This is a genomic window from Sphingomonas morindae (assembly GCF_023822065.1).
Taxonomy (GTDB): Bacteria; Pseudomonadota; Alphaproteobacteria; order Sphingomonadales; family Sphingomonadaceae; genus Solisphingomonas; species Solisphingomonas morindae.
On record NZ_CP084930.1, the window covers coordinates 2,038,411 to 2,058,978 of the forward strand.

At 70.1% G+C, this 20,568-nt stretch carries 12 protein-coding genes; 7 read left to right on the forward strand and 5 right to left on the reverse strand.

Translation table 11 applies throughout. From position 1 onward, the window contains the following. Positions 1 to 48: 48 nt before the first annotated feature. From LHA26_RS10040 to glgC, 3 genes are read right to left on the reverse strand one after another with little or no spacing between them, the layout of a single operon-like run. Complete coding sequence (locus LHA26_RS10040; RefSeq protein WP_302897968.1) at positions 49 to 2,652, reverse strand: ATP-binding protein; 2,604 nt, start codon at positions 2,650 to 2,652, stop codon at positions 49 to 51. Between the two features lie 23 nt (positions 2,653 to 2,675). After that, positions 2,676 to 4,142 carry a glycogen synthase GlgA gene (gene glgA, locus LHA26_RS10050; RefSeq protein WP_252165487.1) on the reverse strand — a complete coding sequence of 489 codons (1,467 nt, stop codon included), beginning with the start codon at positions 4,140 to 4,142 and terminating at the stop codon, positions 2,676 to 2,678. Beyond that, complete coding sequence (gene glgC, locus LHA26_RS10055) at positions 4,139 to 5,401, reverse strand: glucose-1-phosphate adenylyltransferase (RefSeq protein WP_302897969.1); 1,263 nt, start codon at positions 5,399 to 5,401, stop codon at positions 4,139 to 4,141. The genes glgA and glgC overlap by 4 nt, the downstream gene beginning before the upstream one ends. Positions 5,402 to 5,543: 142 nt before the next feature. Here glgC and glgB point away from each other — a divergent pair, with 142 nt between their 5' ends. Genes glgB through treY form a run of 5 tightly spaced genes read left to right on the forward strand, consistent with a single transcriptional unit; the run spans position 5,544 to position 15,880 of the window. After that, positions 5,544 to 7,676: a 1,4-alpha-glucan branching protein GlgB gene (gene glgB, locus LHA26_RS10060; protein ID WP_437441254.1), complete on the forward strand. Its 2,133-nt coding sequence runs from the start codon at positions 5,544 to 5,546 to the stop codon at positions 7,674 to 7,676. Continuing rightward, on the forward strand, positions 7,673 to 9,766 hold the full coding sequence (glgX, locus tag LHA26_RS10065; protein WP_252165489.1) for a glycogen debranching protein GlgX: 2,094 nt from the start codon (positions 7,673 to 7,675) through the stop codon (positions 9,764 to 9,766). The genes glgB and glgX overlap by 4 nt, the downstream gene beginning before the upstream one ends. Next, the gene (gene treZ, locus LHA26_RS10070; RefSeq protein ID WP_252165490.1) at positions 9,766 to 11,487 is read left to right on the forward strand and encodes a malto-oligosyltrehalose trehalohydrolase; all 1,722 of its coding nucleotides are present in this window, start codon (positions 9,766 to 9,768) and stop codon (positions 11,485 to 11,487) included. Before glgX ends, treZ begins: the two co-directional genes overlap by 1 nt. Next, positions 11,484 to 13,406 carry a 4-alpha-glucanotransferase gene (gene malQ / locus LHA26_RS10075; protein WP_252165491.1) on the forward strand — a complete coding sequence of 641 codons (1,923 nt, stop codon included), beginning with the start codon at positions 11,484 to 11,486 and terminating at the stop codon, positions 13,404 to 13,406. Before treZ ends, malQ begins: the two co-directional genes overlap by 4 nt. After that, a complete protein-coding gene (treY, locus tag LHA26_RS10080) occupies positions 13,403 to 15,880 on the forward strand; it encodes a malto-oligosyltrehalose synthase (protein WP_252165492.1) in 2,478 nt (825 codons plus the stop codon). Before malQ ends, treY begins: the two co-directional genes overlap by 4 nt. A 43-nt stretch (positions 15,881 to 15,923) precedes the next feature. Here treY and LHA26_RS10085 read toward each other — a convergent pair whose 3' ends face one another. Continuing rightward, complete coding sequence (locus LHA26_RS10085; RefSeq protein ID WP_252165493.1) at positions 15,924 to 16,847, reverse strand: pirin family protein; 924 nt, start codon at positions 16,845 to 16,847, stop codon at positions 15,924 to 15,926. 68 nt (positions 16,848 to 16,915) lie between these two features. Beyond that, entirely contained in the window at positions 16,916 to 17,614 is a 699-nt protein-coding gene (locus LHA26_RS10090) for a pirin family protein (protein WP_252165494.1), read from the reverse strand. A 173-nt stretch (positions 17,615 to 17,787) separates the two neighbouring features. Between LHA26_RS10090 and LHA26_RS10095 the strand changes: the two genes are divergently transcribed. Both LHA26_RS10095 and LHA26_RS10100 read left to right on the forward strand, forming a co-directional pair. After that, complete coding sequence (locus LHA26_RS10095) at positions 17,788 to 18,723, forward strand: magnesium transporter CorA family protein (RefSeq protein ID WP_252165495.1); 936 nt, start codon at positions 17,788 to 17,790, stop codon at positions 18,721 to 18,723. A gap of 124 nt (positions 18,724 to 18,847) precedes the next feature. After that, positions 18,848 to 20,437 (forward strand): isocitrate lyase, encoded by a 1,590-nt coding sequence (locus LHA26_RS10100; protein WP_252165496.1) that lies wholly within the window; start codon positions 18,848 to 18,850, stop codon positions 20,435 to 20,437. Positions 20,438 to 20,568: the final 131 nt, after the last annotated feature.

Below are 20,568 nucleotides of genomic sequence, written 5' to 3' on the forward strand. Positions count from 1 at the left end.
CCTCATGGCGGCGCGGGGCGGGATGCGCAATCGCCATCGCGTGCGCGGTCACGCCCCGGCCAGCAGCGCGTGGATGCGCTGCGCCAGCTCCGCGAAGCCGAACGGCTTGGCGAGCAGCGCCACCCCGGCATCGAGCCGGCCATGATGGACGATGGCATCGCGGGCATAGCCCGTGGTGAAGAGCGTGCGGATGGCGGGACGATGGCGCTGCGCCTCGGCGGCGACGTCCGCGCCCGTCATCCCGCCGGGCAGCACCACATCGGTGAAGAGCAGGTCGATCCGCTCGGCGGGGTCGGCGAGCAGCCGGCAGGCGGCGGCGCCGTCCTCCGCCTCGAGCACGCGATAGCCCAGCTCGGCAAGCGCCAGGGCCGAGGTGGCGCGGACCTCGGCATCGTCCTCGCACACCAGGATCGTCTCGCCCGCGCCGCGCGGCATCGCCGGCGGATCGGCGCGCGCGGCAGGAACCGCGGCGGCGCCCTGGTGGCGCGGGAAGAAGAGCCGCACCACCGTGCCCCGGCCCGGTTCCGAATCGACCAGCACCGCGCCGCCCGATTGCTTGACGAAGCCATAGACCATCGACAGGCCCAGCCCGGTACCGTGGCCGACATCCTTGGTGGTGAAGAAGGGCTCGAAGATGCGGGCGAGCACCGTCGCGTCCATGCCGGTGCCGCTATCCTCGATCGCCAGCACCACATGGCAACCGGGCCGCACGCCCGGCAGATCGGCCGCCTCCGCCGCGTCGATCGTGCGGTTCTCGCTCCGGACGCCGAGCCGTCCGCCCCCCGCCATGGCATCGCGCGCGTTGACCGCGAGGTTGAGCATCGCGGTTTCGAGCTGGTTGGGATCGGCCTCGATCGTCCACAGCTCGCGCGCGAGCGCGAGATCGAGCGTGATCGTCTCGCCCAGCGTGCGGCGGAGCAGGTCGGCCATGCCGAGGATCAGCTGGTTGGCGTCGATCGCCTTGGGCGCCAGCGGCTGGCGCCGGGCGAAGGCGAGCAGCCGCTGGGTCAGCGTCGCGGCGCGCTGCGCGCCGGTGGTGGCGCTCTCCACCGCGCGCGCCAGCCGGGGGCCGGCCTCGGCCGGCAGGTGACGGCGCAGCATATCCAGATTGCCCAGCACGATCTGGAGCAGATTGTTGAAATCGTGCGCGACGCCGCCCGTGAGCTGGCCCAGCGTCTCCATCTTCTGCGCCTGGCGCAGCGCCGCCTCGGTCTCCGCGAGCGCCGCCTCCTGCGCCTTCTCCTCGGTCACGTCGCGGGCGACGGCATAGAGTTCGCCCCCCGCCGCGACCGCGCTCCACGAGAGATGGCGATAGGCGCCGTCGCGGTGCCGGAAGCGGTTCTCGAAGCCATGTGACTCGCCGCCATCGACCAGCTTCTCGATTTCGGCGCGGGTGGCGGCGAGATCGTCGGGATGAACGAAGCGGCTGGTCGGCTGGCCGACAATATCGGCCTCGCACCAGCCGAGCACCCGAGTCCAGGCGGGGTTCACCGCCAGCCACACGCCCTCGAACGACGCCACGCCCAGAAGATCGCGGCTCACCTGCCAGATGCGGTCGCGCTCGACCGTGCGCCGCGCCACTTCCGCCTCCAGTTCGCGGTTGGTGCGCTGCGTGGCCGCGACCAGCCTAGCATTGTCGATACCGATTGCGCCCTGCGCCGCGAGCGCCGCCACCAGCCGCTCGGCGCGCGCGTCGAAGCGCCCCGGCGCCGGATCGCCGAACAGCAGCACGCCGAGCCGATCGCCCGATCGCGCCACCACCGGCACCCATAACAGGCTCCGCGCGCCGAGTTCCGGCGGCGCCAGCGCGCGCAGCGCGGCGGCCTGGGCGTCGGCGGGGGGCTGGTGGAGATCGTCGCAGCGCGCCGGCACGCCGCCGCGCCGGGTGATCGGCGCCAGCGCGGCGGCGGCGCGGAGCAGCGCGAAGCGCTCGTCGCTCAGGCCGCGCCGCGCCAGCCCGTGCGTCTCGCTGGCGAGATGCGGCAGGAAGGCGCCGAACGGCGCGCCGGTGATCGCGCACCCGGCCTCGACGATGCATGTGGCGAGGCGATCCAGATCGCGCTCGGCGGCGATCTGCCCGGCGGTGCGGTTGAGGATTTCGAGCGCGCGGGTTTCCTCGCGCAGCCGCGCCTCGCTCGCGGCAAGATCGGCGCGCGCCCGCACGCGCTGCGTCGTCTCGCCGACGACGCAGAGCACGCCGCCGATGCTGCCATCAGCGAGCGGCACCGGCGAATAGGAGATGTCGAAATAGACGGTCTCGCCGGCGCCGCCATGCCGTTCGATGTAGAAGGGGCGGTCCTTGGCGGCGATCGTCTCGCCGGTATCGCGCACCCGGCGCAGCAGCGGGGCGAGGTCGTCCCACAATTCGCGCCAATTCTCCTCGGCGGGGCGGCCAAGCGCGCGGGGATGCTTGTCGCCGATCGTGGGGCTGTAGGCATCATTGTAGAAGGCGATGAAGGCCTCGCCCCAGAACAGCACGATCTCCGCCCGCGAGGGCAGGATCAGCGCCATGGTGTCCACGAGCGGCTGCGGCCAGGCGGCGGGCGGCCCGAGCGGACACGCCTTGCCCCAGTCCGGCGCCGCGATCATCGCGCCGATCGCGCCCGCGCCGGGGAGGCGGGCCAGGCCTTCAGCGGAGAGGCGGCGGGACATGGCGGGCTCGCGACGCGGCCATGTCAGCCGGGCGTGCCGGCCAGCCGCCGGTACAGCGCGGCATAGGCCGCCGCCGAGCGCGTCCACGACACGTCCGCGCGCATCGCATTGGCCTGGATGCGATCCCAGGCGGGCCGGTCGGCGAACAGGGCGAAGGCGCGGGCCAGCGCGGCGGCGAAGGCGGGCCGCTCGACCGGGGCGAATTGCAGCCCCGTCGCCACCTCCGCCGCGAGCGCGGCCGGATTGGCGTCGATCACCGTGTCGGCGAGGCCGCCGGTGCGCGCCACCAGCGGCACCGCGCCATAGCGCAGCGCGCACATCTGGGTGAGGCCGCAGGGTTCGAAGCGCGAGGGCACCAGCAGCACGTCCGCCCCGGCCTGGAGCAGATGGGCGCGCGCCTCGTCATAGCCGATCCGGACCGACACGCGATCGGGGCGTGCCTCGGCGGCGGCGCGGAATCCTTGTTCGAGCCCCGGCTCGCCGCTGCCGAGCAGCACCAGCCGGCCGCCCCGCGCGAGCAGATCGGGCAGCAGCTCGAGCAGCAGGTCGAGCCCCTTCTGCCAGGTGAGCCGGCTCACCACGCCGAACACGGGCCCCGCATCCGCCGGGTCGAACCCGGCATCGGCGAGCAGCGCGCGCCGCGCCGCGGCGCGCCCCTCGCGCTGGTGCGCGCTGAACGGGCGCGGCAGCAGCGGATCCTGCGCCGGATCCCAGATCGCGGTGTCGATGCCGTTCAATATGCCGGTCAACTCGCCCGCCGCCGCGCGTCCGGCGAGCAGCCCGCCCAGCCCCATGCCGCCCGCCTCGCTGGCGATCTCTTCGGCATAGCTGGGCGACACGGTGGTGATGTGGCTGGCGAAGCGGAGCCCGGCCTTGAGGAAGCCGAGATCGCCGTAATATTCCACCCCGTGGATCGTCATCGCCGCCTCGGGCAGCTCCAGCCCGTGGCGCTGGTCCGCCGGAAAGCGGCCTTGGAAGGCGAGATTGTGCACGGTCAGCAGGCTCGGCACGGCGATGCCGCGATAATGGAGATAGGCCGGTGCCAGCGCCGCCTGCCAATCATGCGCATGGATCAGCCGGGGTCGGAATTGCGGGATCACCCCTTCGGCGATCCGCGCCGCCGCCAGCGCCAGCGCGGCGAAGCGGCGCGCATTGTCCGGCCAGTCGCGGCCCTCGCCATCGGCATAGGGGCTGCCGGGCCGGTCGTAGAGATGCGGCGCGTCCAGCACGAGCAGATCGAGGCCATGGGCATGGCCGGCGATCAGCGTGGCGGGATCGCCCAGCAGATCGAGCGTGGCGAGCGCGCGGCTCTCGGCCAGCGCGCCCAGCACCGCCGGATAGCCGGGCACCAGCGACACCATCTCCACGCCATGCCCCGCCATCGCCGCCGGCAGCGCGCCGGCGACATCGGCGAGGCCGCCGGTCTTGATGAGCGGATAGAGTTCCGACGCGACCGAGAGGACGGGCAGGTGCGCCGTCTCGCCGCTCACAGCCTGGCGATCATGTCGGCGGTGATGAGGCATACGCCATTGTCGGTGCGGCGGAAGCGGGCGGCATCGGCGGCGGGATCCTCGCCCACCACGAGCCCGTCGGGGATCTGCACCCCGCGATCGATGATGACGTTGCGCAAGCGGCTGTTCCGTCCGATGTCCACGCGCGGCATGATAACCGCGTTCGCGATGTCGCAATAGCTGTTGACGCGCACACCGGTGAACAACAGGCTGCCCTTGATCTGCGAGCCCGAGACGATGCAATCGCCCGACACAAGGCTGGAAATGGCCTGGCCGCGGCGTCCGGCCTCGTCGTGTACGAATTTGGCCGGCGCGGTCATTTCGCTGTAGGTCCAGATCGGCCAGTCGCGATCGTAGAGATCGAGATCGGGGACCACCGTGGTCAGATCCAGATTGGCCGAAAAATAGGCGTCGAGCGTGCCGACATCGCGCCAATAGGGCTCGGATTCGGGCCCGGAGCGCAGCGCCGAGCGATGGAAGGGGTGCGCGAAGGCGCGGCCGCCCTTGACCAGGCTGGGGATGATGTCGTGCCCGAAATCATGGCTGCTGTTCGGATCGTTCGCATCCTCGGCGAGGCGCTCGAACAGGAAATCCGTGTTGAACACGTAGATGCCCATGCTCGCCAGGGCAAAGCCCGGCTTGCCCGGTATTTCGGGCGGATTTTTGGGCTTCTCGAGAAAGTCGACGATGCGGTCCTGGCCGTCGACATGCATGACGCCGAAGCTCGATGCCTCGCCGATCGGCACCTCGACGCAACCCACCGTCACGTCGGCGCCGTTCTCGCAATGCTCCTCGAGCATCACGCCGTAATCCTGCTTGTACACATGGTCGCCCGCAAGGATGACGATGTATTTGGGCGCGTAGCTCGAAATGATGTCGATGTTCTGGTACACGGCATCGGCCGTGCCCTGATACCAATTGTCTTCCGAGATGCGCTGGCTCGCCGGCAGGATGTCGAAGCTTTCGTTGCGCTCCGGCCGGAAAAAGGCCCAGCCATATTGCAGGTGCTTGATAAGGCTGTGCGCCTTATATTGGGTGGCGACACCGATGCGGCGAATGCCCGAATTCAGCGCGTTCGACAGAGCGAAGTCGATGATGCGCGTCTTGCCGCCGAAGAACACCGCCGGCTTGGCGCGTCGGTCGGTCAGTTCCATCAGCCGGCTGCCTCGCCCCCCGGCGAGGACGAAGGCCATGGCCTGCCGTGTGATAAGACCGCTCAACGTCGCGCTTGGTGCCATAAACCTGCCTCCCCTGTTCGTCCGTGCGTAAGTCCGCGTACCGGACAAGGTTCCGTGGCGCGCGAAAGATTGGTGCGGCACCGAAGCGATGCTGCGACGTTGGCACCGGCGAGATCTGGGGAGACCATCGTTGCCGCAACTTATGTTTGAAGAGTGGCGGGCCGATCCGTTCGCCTTTCTGGGCCCGCACGAGGGGCTGGTGCGCAGCTTCCAGCCGGGTGCAGACGGGGTCGATGCGATCCGGCCCGACGGCGCGGTGCTGTCGCCGCTGCGCGAGGTTTCGCCCGGGCTGTTCGAGGGGCCGGTCGCGGGCGACTATCGGCTGCGCATCCGCTGGCCGGGCGCGGTGCAGGACACCGACGATCCCTACCGCTTCGGCCCGCTGCTGGGCGATACCGACATCTATCTCTTCAACGAGGGCCGCCACTGGCAGCTCGCCGACAAGATGGGCGCGTCGCCGGACGTGATCGAGGGCGTGGCGGGCGTGCGCTTCGCCGTCTGGGCGCCCAATGCGCGCGCGGTGTCGGTGATCGGCGGCTTCAACGGCTGGGACGGCCGCCGCCACCCGATGCGGCTGCGCCACGGCTCGGGCATCTGGGAGCTGTTCATCCCCGGGCTCGGCGCCGGCGAGGTCTATAAATATGAGGTGATTGGCGCGGATGGCGTGCGGCGCGAAAAGGCCGATCCGCTCGCCCGCGCCACCGAGATGCCGCCCGCCACCGGATCGATCGTGGCGCCGCCGCTGACGCATGGCTGGGGCGACGCCGATTGGATGGCCGGCCGCGCCGAGCGTCATCATGCCGGGGCGCCGATCAGCGTCTATGAGGTCCACGCCGCCTCGTGGAAACGCCCCTGGGATGGCGCGGGCGCGCATGACTGGGACGAGCTTGCCACCATGCTCATCCCCTATGTGCAGGAGATGGGCTTCACCCATGTCGAGCTGATGCCGATCATGGAGCATCCCTTCGGCGGCTCCTGGGGCTATCAGCCGCTCGGCCAGTTCGCGCCGTCCGCGCGCTTCGGCACCGCCGAGGGCTTCGCGCGCTTGGTCGATCGGCTGCACCAGGCCGAAATCGGCGTGCTGCTGGACTGGGTGCCCGCGCACTTCCCGACCGACGCCCATGGCCTGGCGCTGTTCGACGGCACCCATCTCTACGAACATGCCGATCCGCGTGAAGGCTTCCACCAGGATTGGAACACGCTGATCTACAATCTCGGCCGCACCGAGGTGGCGGGTTTCCTGATCGCCAGCGGCCTGTGGTGGCTGGAGCGCTTCCATGTCGACGGGCTCCGCGTCGATGCCGTCGCGTCGATGCTGTATCGCGATTACAGCCGCCGCGAGGGCGAGTGGATTCCCAACATCCATGGCGGCCGGGAAAATCTGGAGAGCATCGCCTTTCTGCAGCGGCTCAACGAGGTGGTGCGCGAGCGCGCGCCCGGCGCCATCACCGTGGCGGAGGAATCCACCTCCTTTCCCGGGGTCACCCGCCCCGTCGCCGAAGGCGGGCTGGGCTTCGATTATAAATGGAACATGGGCTGGATGAACGACACGCTCCGCTTCATGGAGCGCGATCCGCTGTACCGGCCCTGGCATGGCGCCGATATCGGCTTCGGCCTCGTCTATGCCTTTTCGGAGCGCTTCATCCTGCCGCTCAGCCATGACGAGGTGGTGCATGGCAAGGGCGCGCTGATCGAGAAGATGCCGGGCGATCCCTGGCAGCGCCATGCCAACCTCCGCGCGCTCTACAGCCTGATGTGGATGCATCCCGGCAAGAAGCTGCTGTTCATGGGCGGCGAGATCGCGCAGCGCCGCGAATGGAGCCATGATCGCCAGCTCGATTGGGAGCTTCTGCAGGAAGAAGGGCCGGCGGGCGTGCAGCGGCTGCTGGCCGATCTCAACCGGCTCTACCGGAGCGAAGGCGCGCTGCATCACAGCGATGCGGACTCGCGCGGCTTCCGCTGGCTGATCGAGGGCGGCGACCATGGTTCGATCTTCGCCTTTGTGCGCCAGTCCGCCTATGGCGCCGCGCCGCTGATCGTGGCCGTCAACATGCTGCCAACGGTGATCGAGCGGGTGGTGCTGGGCGCCCCGGCGGCCGGCCGCTGGGCCGAAATCTTCAACAGCGACGCCGCGCTCTACGGCGGCGGGAACATCGGCAATGCGGGAACGGTTGTGACGACCGGCGATGCCGCTCAGGGCTTTGACCAGTCGCTCGCCGTCACCCTGCCACCACTCGGCGCCATCCTCCTGCGCTATGAAGGAACCGACGCTTGACCGACACGGACACGCCGCTGAAGGGCGGCAAGCCTTATCCGCTGGGCGCCACTTTCGATGGCAAGGGCGTCAATTTCGCGGTCTTTTCCGCGCATGCCGACGCGATCGACGTCTGCGTGTTCGACGAGACCGGCGCCCGCGAGATCGCGCGGCACCGTCTGCCCGAATGCACCGACGAGGTGTTCCACGGCTATCTGCCCGATGCCCGGCCGGGGCTGGTCTATGGCCTGCGCGCCCATGGCCGCTACGCGCCGGAGGAGGGGCACCGCTTCAATCCGAACAAGCTGCTGCTCGATCCCTATGCGCGGCGCATCCTGGGCGAGATCAAGTGGGACGACACGCTCTACGGCTATGACGTCCAGAGCGGCGACGATCTGAGCTTCGACGAGCGCGACAGCGCGCCCGCCATGCCCAAGGCGGTGGTGACCGAGGAGACGTTCGACTGGTCCGACGATGTGCGGCCGGCGACGCCGTGGAACCGCACCATCATCTACGAGGCGCACGTCAAGGGGCTGACCAAGCTCCTCAAGGACGTGCCCGAGGCGGAGCGCGGCAGCTACAAGGCGCTCGCCCATCCCAAGGTGATCGCGCATCTCCAGCGGATCGGCGTCACCGCGCTGGAGCTGCTGCCGATCCACGCCTTCGTGCAGGATCGCCGGCTGGTCGAGATGGGGCTCGCCAATTATTGGGGCTATAACACGCTCGGCTTCTTCGCGCCCGAAGCGCGCTACATGGCAACCGGCGAGGCCGATGAGCTGCGCGCCGCGATCAAGGCGCTGCACGCCGCCGGCATCGAGGTGATCCTCGACGTGGTCTACAACCACACCGCCGAGGGCTCGGAACTGGGCACCACGCTGAGCTTCCGCGGGCTCGACAATAAATCCTATTACCGCGCGATGCCGGACGATCCGCGCTACTGCGTGAACGATACCGGCACCGGCAACACGGTGGATGCCAGCCATCCGCGCGTGCTGCAGATGATCGCCGACTCGCTCCGCTACTGGGCGGAGAGCTTCCATGTCGATGGCTTCCGCTTCGATCTCGGCTGCACGCTCGGCCGCAACGGCCATAACGGCTTCGATCCGCGCGCCGGCTTCTTCGACGTGCTGCGCCAGGATCCGGTGCTGAGCCAGGTGAAGCTGATTTCCGAACCCTGGGATATCGGTCCCGGCGGCTATCAGCTGGGCAATCATCCGCCCGGCTTCGCCGAGTGGAATGACAAGTTCCGCAACACCACGCGCCTGTTCTGGAAGGGCGCGGGCGAGCGGGCGGAATTCGCCTCGCGCATCTCGGGCTCGGCCGATCTGTTCGACGAGCGCGCGCGCCGGCCCTGGGCCTCGATCAACTTCGTCACCGCCCATGACGGGCAGACGCTGGCCGATGTCGCCTCCTATGAGGAGAAGCACAATGAGGCCAATGGCGAGGACAATAAGGACGGCTCGGACGACAATAACAGCTGCAACTGGGGCGTGGAGGGACCGACCGACGATCCCGCCATCATCGCGCTGCGCGGGCGGGTGATCCGCTCGATGCTGACGACGCTGCTCACCTCGCTCGGCACGCCGATGCTGCTCGGCGGCGACGAGTTCGGGCGCACGCAGAACGGCAACAACAACGCCTATTGCCAGGACAGCGAGTTGAGCTGGTTCCACTGGGACCATCTCGAGAGCCCGCAGGGCCATGAGCTTTCGGATTTCGTGCGGCGGCTGACGGCGGTGCGGCGCCATTATCCGCTCGTCCGCTCCAGCAGCTTCCTGCACGGCCGCAACGAGATCGCCGAGGGCGTGCTCGATATCGACTGGTTCGACGAGAATGGCCAGCATCTCAGCGACGAGGATTGGCAGAACCCCGAGGCCAAGGCGCTGGTCATGCGGCGCGTGCGGCGCCGCCCGGACGGCATGGTCGAGGCGGTGACGATGCTCATGAACGGCGGCCCCGAGCCGATCGAGTTCACCTTCCCGCAGCCCGAACTGGAGCGCTATCTGGTGATCGACAGCGCCGATCCGCGCTGCCCGGAGCGCGAGGTCGGGCCGAGCATCACCGTGCAGGATCGCGCGGTGGTGGTGGTCGTCGGTACGGGCGGCCTGTAATGGCCGCCTGGGGGGCGACGCCGCGCGACGACGGCACCACCCGCTTCCGGCTCTGGGCGCCCGCGCTCGACGCGCTGACGCTGGAGCTGGACGGCGGCGCCGCGGTGGCGATGACGCCGGCGGGCGAGGGCTGGTTCGAGGCGATCGCGCCGGCCCCGCCCGGCACGCGCTACCGCTTCCGGATCAAGGACGATCTCGCCGTGCCCGATCCCGCCGCGCGCGCGCAGGCGGAGGATGTGCATGGCTGGAGCCTGGTGGTGGATCCGGCGCATGACTGGCAGAATGGCGACTGGCGCGGCCGGCCCTGGGCCGAAACCGTGCTGTACGAGCTGCATCCCGGGCTGATGGGCGGCTTTGACGGGATCGCCGAGGCGCTGCCCCGTCTCGCCGAACTGGGCGTGACGGCGATCGAGCTGATGCCCGTGGCGGCGGTGTCCGGCCGCCGCAACTGGGGCTATGACGGGGTGCTGCCCTATGCCCCGGCCAATCAGTACGGCACGCCGGCGGCGTTCAAGACGATGGTGGATCGCGCCCATGGCCTGGGGCTGATGGTCTTCCTCGACGTGGTCTACAATCATTTCGGCCCCGACGGGAATTATCTCTCGGCCTATGCGCCCGCCTTCTTCCACGAGGAGAAGCACACGCCCTGGGGCGGCGCGATCGCCTTCGACCGCGCCCCCGTGGCGGACTTCTTCATCGACAATGCGCGCATGTGGATCGAGGAGTACCGGCTGGACGGGCTGCGCTTCGATGCGGTTCATGCGATCGGCGATCCCGCCTTTCTCGATCGCATGGCGCAGGCGATCCGCGCCGGCGCCGGGGATCGGCACGTCCATCTCGTGCTCGAGAACGAGGAGAATGACGCCGACCGGCTCGCGCCCGAGCGGTTCGACGCGCAGTGGAACGATGATTTCCACAATGTGCTGCACGTGCTGCTGACCGACGAGCGCGACGCCTATTATCAGGATTTCGCGGATCGTCCGGCCGAGCGGCTGGCGCGCTGCCTGGCGGAAGGCTTCATCTATCAGGGCGATCCCTCGCCCAATCATGACGGCGCGCCGCGTGGCCGGCCCAGCGCGCATCTGCCGCCCACGCGCTTCGTGAGCTTTCTCCAGAACCACGACCAGATCGGCAACCGGGCGATGGGCGAGCGGCTGACCCGGCTGGCCGGCGCCGAGCGGCTGCGCGCGGCCACCGGCCTGTTGCTGCTGGCGCCGCAGATCCCGCTGCTGTTCATGGGCGACGAGCTTGGCAGCGAAAGCCCCTTCCTGTTCTTTACCGATTTCCACGATGCGCTGGCCGATGCCGTGCGCGAGGGCCGGCGCAAGGAATTCGCCAAGTTCGCCGCCTTCCAGAGCGAGGATGCCCGCGCCCGCATCCCCGATCCCAACGCGGCCGCCACGTTCGAGGCGTCGCGCGTCGCGCCGGGGCCGGAGAGCGAGAGCTGGCGCGGTCTCTATATGCGTCTGCTCGCGCTGCGGCGGACGCGGATCGTGCCGCATCTCGAGGGCGCGACCAGCCTCGGCGCCGAGGCGATCGGCGACAAGGCGGTGGTCGCGCGCTGGCGGCTCGGCAATGGCGAGACGCTCGGCATCGCGCTCAATTTCGGCGTGGGGGACGTGGCGTTCGCGGCGCCGGACGGCGCCCCGTTCGAGCGGATCGGCGAGGGCATTGTCGATGGCCGGCTGCGCCCCGCCTCCCTGCTCGCGTGGCTGCGATGAGCGACGCGGCGCTGATCCGGCTCGCCGCAAGGGCCGGCCTGCTGGCCGAGTGGCGCGACTTCGAGAACCGTCCGCAGACGGTGGCGCCCGACACGCTGCGCGCGGTGCTGGGCGCCATGGGCCTGCCCGCCGGCAGCGAGGGCGAGATCGCGGACAGCAGCGCGCGCCTCGATGCGCGCGCCGCCGTCCCGCACTTCGTCACGGGCGATATCCACCATCCCAGCCCGGTGGCGCTGGACGGGCTCGCCACGCTGACGCTGGAGGATGGGCGCGCCTTCGAATGCGATCCGCGCCAGCTCACAATCCATGATTGCGGCTATCACCGGCTGCGCCTCGGCGCCCACGAGATCGGCCTCGCGATCGCCCCGGCGCGCGCGCCCTCGGTGCCCGATCTCACCGGTCGCGATCGCGCCTGGGGCGCGGCGGTGCAGCTCTACGCGCTGCGTGGCGACGCGCCGCGCGGCTTTGGCGATCTTGGCCAGCTCGGTGCCTTTGCGCGCGCGGCGGCCGCCGCCGGCGCCGATGCGCTCGCGGTCAGCCCCGCCCATGCGCTGTTTTCGGCAGATCCGGGCCGGTACAGCCCCTATTCGCCCTCCTCGCGCGATTTCCTCAACATCCTCTACGCCGATCCCGAGGCCGACGAGCCCGCGGGCGGCGACCTGATCGACTGGCCCGAAGCCGCCGCCGCGCGGCTCGCGGGGTTGCGGCGCGCCTATGCGGCGTTCGAGGGCGATGCCGGCTTCGATGCCTTTGTGGCCGAAGGCGGCGCCGCGCTGCGCGGCCATGCCCTGTTCGAGGCGCTGGACCATCATTTCCGCGCGCTCGGCCATGGCAGCGGCTGGCAGGCCTGGCCGTCCGCCTATCATGATCCGGCGAGCCCGGCAGTGGCCGAGTTCGCCCGCGCCGAGGCGGACGCGGTACGCTTCCATCTCTTCCTGCAATGGCGCGCGGATCGCGGCCTGGCGCGCGCCCAGGCGGGCGCGAAACAGGCGGGCATGGCGATCGGCCTGATCAGCGATCTCGCGGTCGGGCTTGATACCGGCGGCAGCCATGCCTGGTCGCGACGCGGCGAGCTGATCGCCGGCCTCACCATCGGCGCGCCGCCCGATGCCTTCCAGGCCGAAGGCCAGGGCTGGGGCATTACCGGCTTCTCGCCGATCGCGCTCGAGGAGCTGGGCTTCCTGCCCTATCTGCGGACGCTGCGCACCGCGCTGCGCCACGCCGGCGGCGTGCGCATCGATCACGCGCTCGGGCTCGGCCGGCTCTGGGTGATTCCCGAAGGCGCGCGGCCGCTCGACGGCTGCTATATGCGCTATCCCTTCGAGGACATGATGCGCCTGCTCGCGCTGGAGGCGGCGCGCCACCGCGCGCTGGTGATCGGCGAGGATCTCGGCGTGGTGCCCGAGGGGTTTCGCGACCGGCTCGCCGAGCGCCATCTGCTCGGCATGTCGATCCTCCTGTTCGAGCGCGACAATGCCGGTCGCTTCACCGATCCCCGCCAATGGCGCCGGGCATCGGCCGCGATGACGACGACGCACGATCTCACGCCCGTCGGCGGCTGGTGGAAGGGCGTCGATATCGAGTGGCGCACGCGGCTCGGCATCGGCGCCGAGAGCGCGGAGGCGCGCGCGCACGACCGCGACCTGTTCGCCGAGCGCGCGCGCCAGTCCGGCGCGGGCGACGTCGGTGGTTCCGAGACGGCGGTGGATGCCGGCATCGCGCTGGTCGCGCGATCGGCGTGCGAGCTGGCGATCGTGCCGGCGGAGGATCTGTTCGGCCTCAGCGAGGCGCCCAACATGCCCGGCACCATCGACGAGCATCCCAATTGGCGGCGCCGCTATCCGGCGCCCGCCGAGACGCTTTTCGCCGATCCCGCGGCCGAGCGCCGCACCACCCTTCTTCGCGAGCAGCGCTCATGACCCCGCGTGCCACCTATCGCGTGCAGTTCCACAAGGATTTCCCCTTCGAGGCGGCGCTGCCGCTGGTCGATTACTGGGCCGATCTCGGCATCAGCCATGTCTATTCCTCGCCCATCGCCACCGCGCGCGCGGGCTCGAACCATGGCTATGACGTGGTCGATCCCGGGGTCATCAACCCCGAGCTGGGCGGCGAGGCGGGGTTCCGGGCGCTGGCGGCGGCGCTCAAGGCGCGCGGCATCGGCATCATTCTCGATATCGTGCCCAATCACGTCGCGGTCGGCGCCGGCGACAATGACTGGTGGCTCGACGTGCTCGAAAAGGGCGAGGCGAGCGAATTCGCCGGCTTTTTCGATATCGACTGGCACCCCGGCGATCCCGCGCTCGACGGCAAGCTGCTCGCCCCCTTTCTCGGCGCGCCCTATGCCGAGGCGCTGGCCTCGGGCGATGTCGTCGTACGCAAGCTGGGCGAGCGCATCGCGGTCGTCGCCTATGACACGCATGTCTTCCCGCTCCGCCTTGAGGACCAGGCCGCGCTCGCCGACGCCGATCTGGGCGCGATCACCGGCGCGGCGCTGCACGCGCTGTGCGAGCGCCAGCATTGGCGGCTCGCCTGGTGGCGCACCGCCGGCGATGTCATCAACTGGCGGCGCTTCTTCGACGTCAGCGAACTGGCCGGGATCCGCGTGGAGGAGGAGCGCGTGTTCGATGCGGTGCATCGGCTGCCGCTCAAACTCTATGCGCAGGGCCTGATCGACGGCGTGCGCGTGGATCATGTCGATGGCCTTGCCGATCCCGCCGGCTATTGCGTCAAGCTGCGCGCCAAGCTGGAGGCGGCAGGCGAGTGGCGCCCGGCCGACGCCGCGCCGGGGCCGGCCTATTTGGTCGTCGAGAAGATCCTCGGCGAGGGCGAGCAGCTCGATCCGGCGTGGCGTACCGATGGCACCAGTGGCTATGACTTCATGAACGCCGTGGCGGCGCTGCTCCATGATCCGCGCAGCGCCGATGCCTTTGGCGCGCTGTGGCACGAGCTGAGCGGCCGGCCCGCCGATTTCGCCAGCGAGGAACTGGCCGCGCGGCGCGAGATTTTGGAGCGCAACTTTGCCGGCCAGCTGGATTCGGTGGCGCGCGCGCTGCGGCGCGTGGCGCTGTCCGATCCGTCGCTGATCGATCTCACCTATGCGGCGCTGCGCCGCGCGAGCGCCGATCTGATCTGCGGCTTTCCCGTCTATCGCACCTATGGCACCGGCGATGCCGCGCCGGAGAGCGACGCGCCGCTGCGCGCCCGCGCGGTCGCGCGGGGGCAGGAGATTGCGGGCGTCGCCGACGAGGATCTCGTCCAGCGCATCGCCGACTGGCTGGCGGGCGAGGGGCCGGGCGATCTCGATCGGCGGCGCGAGGCGGTGCGCCGCTTCCAGCAGCTGTCCGCGCCGATCGCCGCCAAGGCGGTCGAGGATACCGCCTTCTACCGCTATGGGCGGCTGCTCTCGCGCAACAATGTCGGCTTCGATCCCGATCGCTTCGGCACCGGCGCGGGCGCCTTTTGCCGGGTCATCGCCGAGCGCGCGGCGGCGCATCCCCATGCCATGCTCGCCACCGCCACGCACGATCACAAGCGCGGCGAGGATGTCTATGCCCGGCTCGCCGTGCTGTCCGAGCGGCCCGAGCGCTGGGCCGGCTTCGCGCGCCGCTGGGCGGGGCTCGCGCCCACCGAGATCAGCCGGGGCGATGCCGATATCCTCCACCAGCTGCTGATCGGCGCCTGGCCGCTGGCGCTCGCCGCCGACGACGCGGACGGGCTCGCCGCCTTTGCCGAGCGGATGAGCGCCTGGCAGCTCAAGGCGCTGCGCGAGGCCAAGCTGCGCACCTCCTGGACCGTGCCCGACACGGACTATGAGGCGGCGTGCGACGCCTATCTGCAGGGGCTGCTCAAGCCCGACGGCGTGTTCGTGCGCGAGGCGATCGAGCTGGTCGGCGAGCTGGCCGCGCCGGGCGCCGCCAAGGGGCTGGTGCAGGCGGCGCTGCGCTGCACCGTGCCGGGCGTGCCCGATCTCTACCAGGGATGCGAATTCTGGGATCTGAGCCTTGTCGATCCCGACAATCGCCGCCCGGTGGATTATGAGGCGCGGCGCGCGGCGCTCGCCGCCGGCCGGCAGGATTGGCGTTCGGGCGCGGCGAAGCAGGCGCTGATCGCCGCCCTGCTCACGTTGCGGCGCGAGCGGCCGGCGCTGTTCCTCGACGGCACGTTCGAGCGGCTGACGCTGGAAGGCGCGCGCGCCTATGACGCGATCGCCTTCACCCGCAGCCATGAGGGGCAGACGCTCACCCTGCTCGCGGCGGTGCACAGCGCCGAGGTGGTGGATGCGGGCGAGACGCTGCGCCTGCCCGATGGCTGGTGGGGCGATACCCGCCTGCCGGACGGCCGCGCCGCCGAGCAGGTCTCGAACGGCGCGGTGGTGCGCTGGCTGCTGGACTGATCGCCCGACCGGCGCCGGCCCGCCATGTGCGGCGGGCCGGGGCTTAGGGGTAGCGGACCGGCGGCGGCGCGTCGGGCAGCGGTATGAAGTCCGTTTCGTGGGGGACATGGGCGAAGCGATCGCGCCGCCAATCCTCCTTCGCCTGTTCGATGCGCGCGGGATCGCTGTGCACGAAGTTCCAGAAGATGTGCCGCGGCTCGGCGAGCGGCTCGCCGCCCGCGAGCATGATCCGCGCCGGGCCGCCCCGCGCCTCGATCACGATCTCGGCGCCCGGCTTGAACACGACCAGCGCGTTCGCCTCGAACCCGCCCGTCTGTCCGGCGATGCCGATCGCGCCGGTGATGACATAGGCGGCGCGCTCGATATGCTCGGCCGAGAGGCGGTAGCGCGCGCCGGCGTCCAGCTGGACATCGGCGTAGAGCAGGTCGGACAGCACCGGCGCCGGCGCGCGCAGCCCGTCGAGCGTGCCCGCCACCACCGTCAGCCGAACGCCCTCCGCCTCGGCGACGGGGATCGTCTCGGCGGCGTGGTGGGAGAAGGCGGGATCCGTCTCCTCATGCGCCTTGGGCAGCGCCACCCAGGTTTGCAGGCCATACAGGCCGCCGCCGCTGGCGCGCATCTCGGGCGCGCTCCGTTCGGAATGGACGATGCCCGATCCCGCCGTCATCCAGTTCACCGCGCCCGGCCGGATCGGCTGCACCACGCCGAGGCTGTCGCGATGCAGGATCTCGCCGTCGAGCAGATAGGTGACGGTGGACAGGCCGATATGCGGATGGGGGCGGACATCCAGCCCCTCGCCCGGCCCGAAGCGCACCGGCCCCATCTGATCGAAGAAGATGAAGGGGCCGACCATGCGGCGATGCGCGGAGGGCAGGGCGCGGCGCACGGTGAAGCCATCGCCGAGATCCCGCACGGGCGGCAGGATGATCGTCTCCACGGAAGGGTTGCTGCTCGATTGCACGGTCATTCCACTCTCCTCGGCGCTCGCGCCATCAACGGGGCCGGCGGCGCCTGGTGCCGCCGGCCGCAGCCGCGTCAGGCCGCATCCACCAGCACCACCTCGCTATCCTCCAGCGCGGTGATGCGGATCGTCTCGACATCGGCGATCGCGACGCCATCGCGCGCCCGGGCGGTGGCGCCGTCGATCTCGATCGCGCCCGTCGCCGGCACCAGATAGGCGCGGCGCCCCGCGCCCAGCGCATAATCGAGCGTCTCGCCCGCCTTGATCGTGGCGCCGACGACGCGCGCCTGGGTGCGGATCGGCAGCGCGTCCGCATCGCCGTCCAGCCCCGAGGCGAGGGTGACGAACTGGCCCGCGCGATCATCCTTGGGGAAGGGCTTGCTGCCCCAGCTCGGCGCCTCGCCCGCGCGATCCGGCAGGATCCAGATCTGGAAGATGGTGGTGGGCTCGTCCTCCAGATTATATTCGGCATGGGCGATGCCCGTGCCCGCCGACATCACCTGCACGTCGCCCGCCACCGTGCGCCCGCTATTGCCGAGATTGTCCTGATGGGTGATGGCGCCGCTGCGGACATAGGTGATGATCTCCATGTCGCGATGCGGATGCGGCGGAAAGCCGCTCTTGGGGGCGATCACATCATCGTTCCACACGCGCAGCGATCCCCAGCTCATCCGCGCCGGATCATGATAGCCGGCGAAGGAGAAATGATGGTGCGCATCGAGCCAGCCGTGATTGGCACCGCCAAGGCTCGCAAAGGGTCTCACGTCGATCATGGCTTGTCTCCCGTGGCGGCGCCGATCGGGCCGCCCTGTGCTGGCATCCGATCTAGGCGCGGCTCTGCGTTCGGCAAACTGGCATAATCTAGCGATCAACATTTCCAATTTGTAAGAGGTGCGGCGCGGGACCACGGGCTAGCGTTGATCCCGCCTTGCAGGAGATGCCTTGCGTGCTCAGCCTATTCCCGAAGACGGCCACGCTCGACGCGGCCTGCTGGATCGATCTGCGCGAGCCTTCGGCCGATGAGGTGGCGCGGGTCTCGGCCCGGCTCGGCATGGCGCTGCCGACGCGCGAGAGCCTCGCCGAGATCGAGGCCTCGAGCCGGCTGCGCGCCGACGCGGCGGGGCTGACGATGAGCGCGCCGCTGATCGGCCGGCTGGGCGAGGCGGTGGTGCTGGTGCCGGCGGGCTTCGTGCTGCGCGAGGATGTGCTGGTGACGATCCGCTTCGCCGAGATCCGCGCCTTCGATTCGGTGCACGAGGCGCTGGAGCGGGATCATCTCTCCGGCCCGCAGGAGGTGATGATCCGGCTGCTGGAGGAGATTGTCGACCGCGCCGCCGACCGGCTCGAGCGCGTCGCCGAGACGCTGGCCGAGGCGAGCGGCGAGATTTTCTCCGAGCCGGCGCGCGGCCACCGCCTGGGCCATGAGACGCGCCGGCTGCGGCGGCTGATGGTGAAGATCGGCCGCTCGAACGAGGAACTGGTGCGCGTTCGCCATTCCTTCCTCGCCATCGCGCGGATGGCGAGCTTCCTGCTCGATCGCTGCGAGCCACGGCTCGCCGCGGGGCTGCGCGACCGGCTGAAGACGGTGGCGCACGATGTCAGCTCGCTCGACGAATTCGAATCCAGCCTGGTCGGCCGCACCTCGATGCTGCTGGACGCGGCGGTGGGCTTTATCAGCATCGAGCAGAATGATGTGGTGAAGCTGCTGACGGTGGTCTCCACCGCCGGCGTGCCGCCGGTGCTGATCGCGGGCATTTACGGGATGAACTTCAAGGTCATGCCGGAGCTGAACTGGACGATGGGCTATCCCTTCGCGCTGGCGCTGATGGTGGCCTCCACGGTGCTGCCGGTGCTCTGGTTCAAATGGCGCGACTGGCTCTAGACGGAGGGATTGTCACAGGCTGACAATTCCTCCTTGTCGTGGCGTGACAGCGCGTCACCCCTCGCCCTATCGCGCGGCGGCGCCGTGCCGCATCAGCCGGCCCTCTTCGGCTGGAGGTCCGCCCATGTCCTATGTCTCGCATCTAAACGCCGCCCAGCGCCTGCGCGACGCCCGTCCCGATTGGGACGGCATCTCTCCCGATGCGGTGGCGCGGATGCGCGTGCAGAACCGCTTCCCCACCGGGCTCGACATCGCCCGCCACACCGCCCGGCTGCTGCGCGAGGACATCGCCGCCTATGATGCCGATCCCGCCTGCTACACCCAGTCGCTGGGGGCGTGGCACGGCTTCATCGCCCAGCAGATGGTGATCGCCATCAAGAAGCATTTCGGCACCACGCGGCGGCGCTATCTCTATCTCTCGGGCTGGATGGTGGCGGCGCTGCGCTCGCGCTTCGGGCCGCTGCCCGATCAGTCGATGCACGAGAAGACGAGCGTGCCGGCGCTGATCGAGGAGATCTACACCTTTCTCCGTCAGGCCGATGCGCGCGAGCTCGGCCAGATGTTCCGCGATCTCGATGCCGCGCGCGCGTCGGGCGATGCCCTCGGCGCGCAGCGGCTGATCCGCGCGATCGACGCGCACGAAACGCATATCGTGCCGATCATCGCCGATATCGACGCCGGCTTCGGCAATGCCGAGGCCACCTATCTGCTCGCCAAGACGATGATCCAGGCGGGCGCCTGCGCGCTGCAGATCGAGAACCAGGTGTCGGACGAGAAGCAGTGCGGCCATCAGGACGGCAAGGTGACGGTGCCGCACGAGGAATTCCTCGCCAAGATCCGCGCCTGCCGCCACGCCTTTCTGGAGCTTGGCGTGGAGCAGGGGGTGATCGTCGCCCGCACCGATTCGCTGGGAGCGGGGCTCACCAAGCAGATCGCGCTCAGCCACCGGCCGGGCGATCTCGGTGATCGCTACAACAGCTATCTCGCCTGCGATCCGGTGACGGACCTGGCCGAGCAGGAGGGCGCGGTGCTGCTAGTGCGCGACGGCGCGCTGGTGAAGCCGCGCCGCATCGCCTCCAACCTGTTCGAGTTCCGCCCGGGCAGCGGCGCCGACCGGTGCGTCCTGGACGGCATCGCCGCGCTCGACCATGGCGCCGATCTGCTGTGGATCGAGACGGAAAAGCCCGATGTCGCGCAGATCGCGGGCATGATGGACCGGATCCGCGCGGTGCGGCCGGACGCGCGGCTCGTCTACAATAATTCGCCCTCCTTCAACTGGACTCTGGCCTTCCGCCAGGCCGTGTTCGACGAGTGGCAGGCGGCCGGGCGCGATCTGTCCGGCTATGCGCGCGCGCAGCTGATGGCGCCCGACTATGACGGCACCGCGCTCGCCGAGGAGGCCGATGCGCGCATCCGCGCCTTTCAGCGCGAGGGCGCGGCGCGCGCGGGCATTTTCCACCACCTCATCACCTTGCCCACCTATCACACCGCCGCGCTTTCCACCGACCGGCTGGTGCGCGACTATTTCGGCGCGGCGGCGATGCTCGGCTATGTCGCCGCCGTGCAGCGGCCGGAGATCCGCGAGGGCGTGGCCTGCGTCCGCCACCAGGCCATGGCGGGCTCCGATATCGGCGACGACCACAAGACCTATTTCGCCGGCGAGGCCGCGCTCAAGGCGGGCGGCGCGCTCAACACGATGAACCAGTTCGCCTGAGGGCGGGGCGGGGCGACGCGGGGCGCGGCCGTCCGCCCGGACCGGGCGCCGCGCCACCTCCGCCCGTCGAGCGGCCGCGCCCGCCGGCGGAACGCTTGCCGCCGGCGGCCGGTTGAGCGGCGTGACAAGCG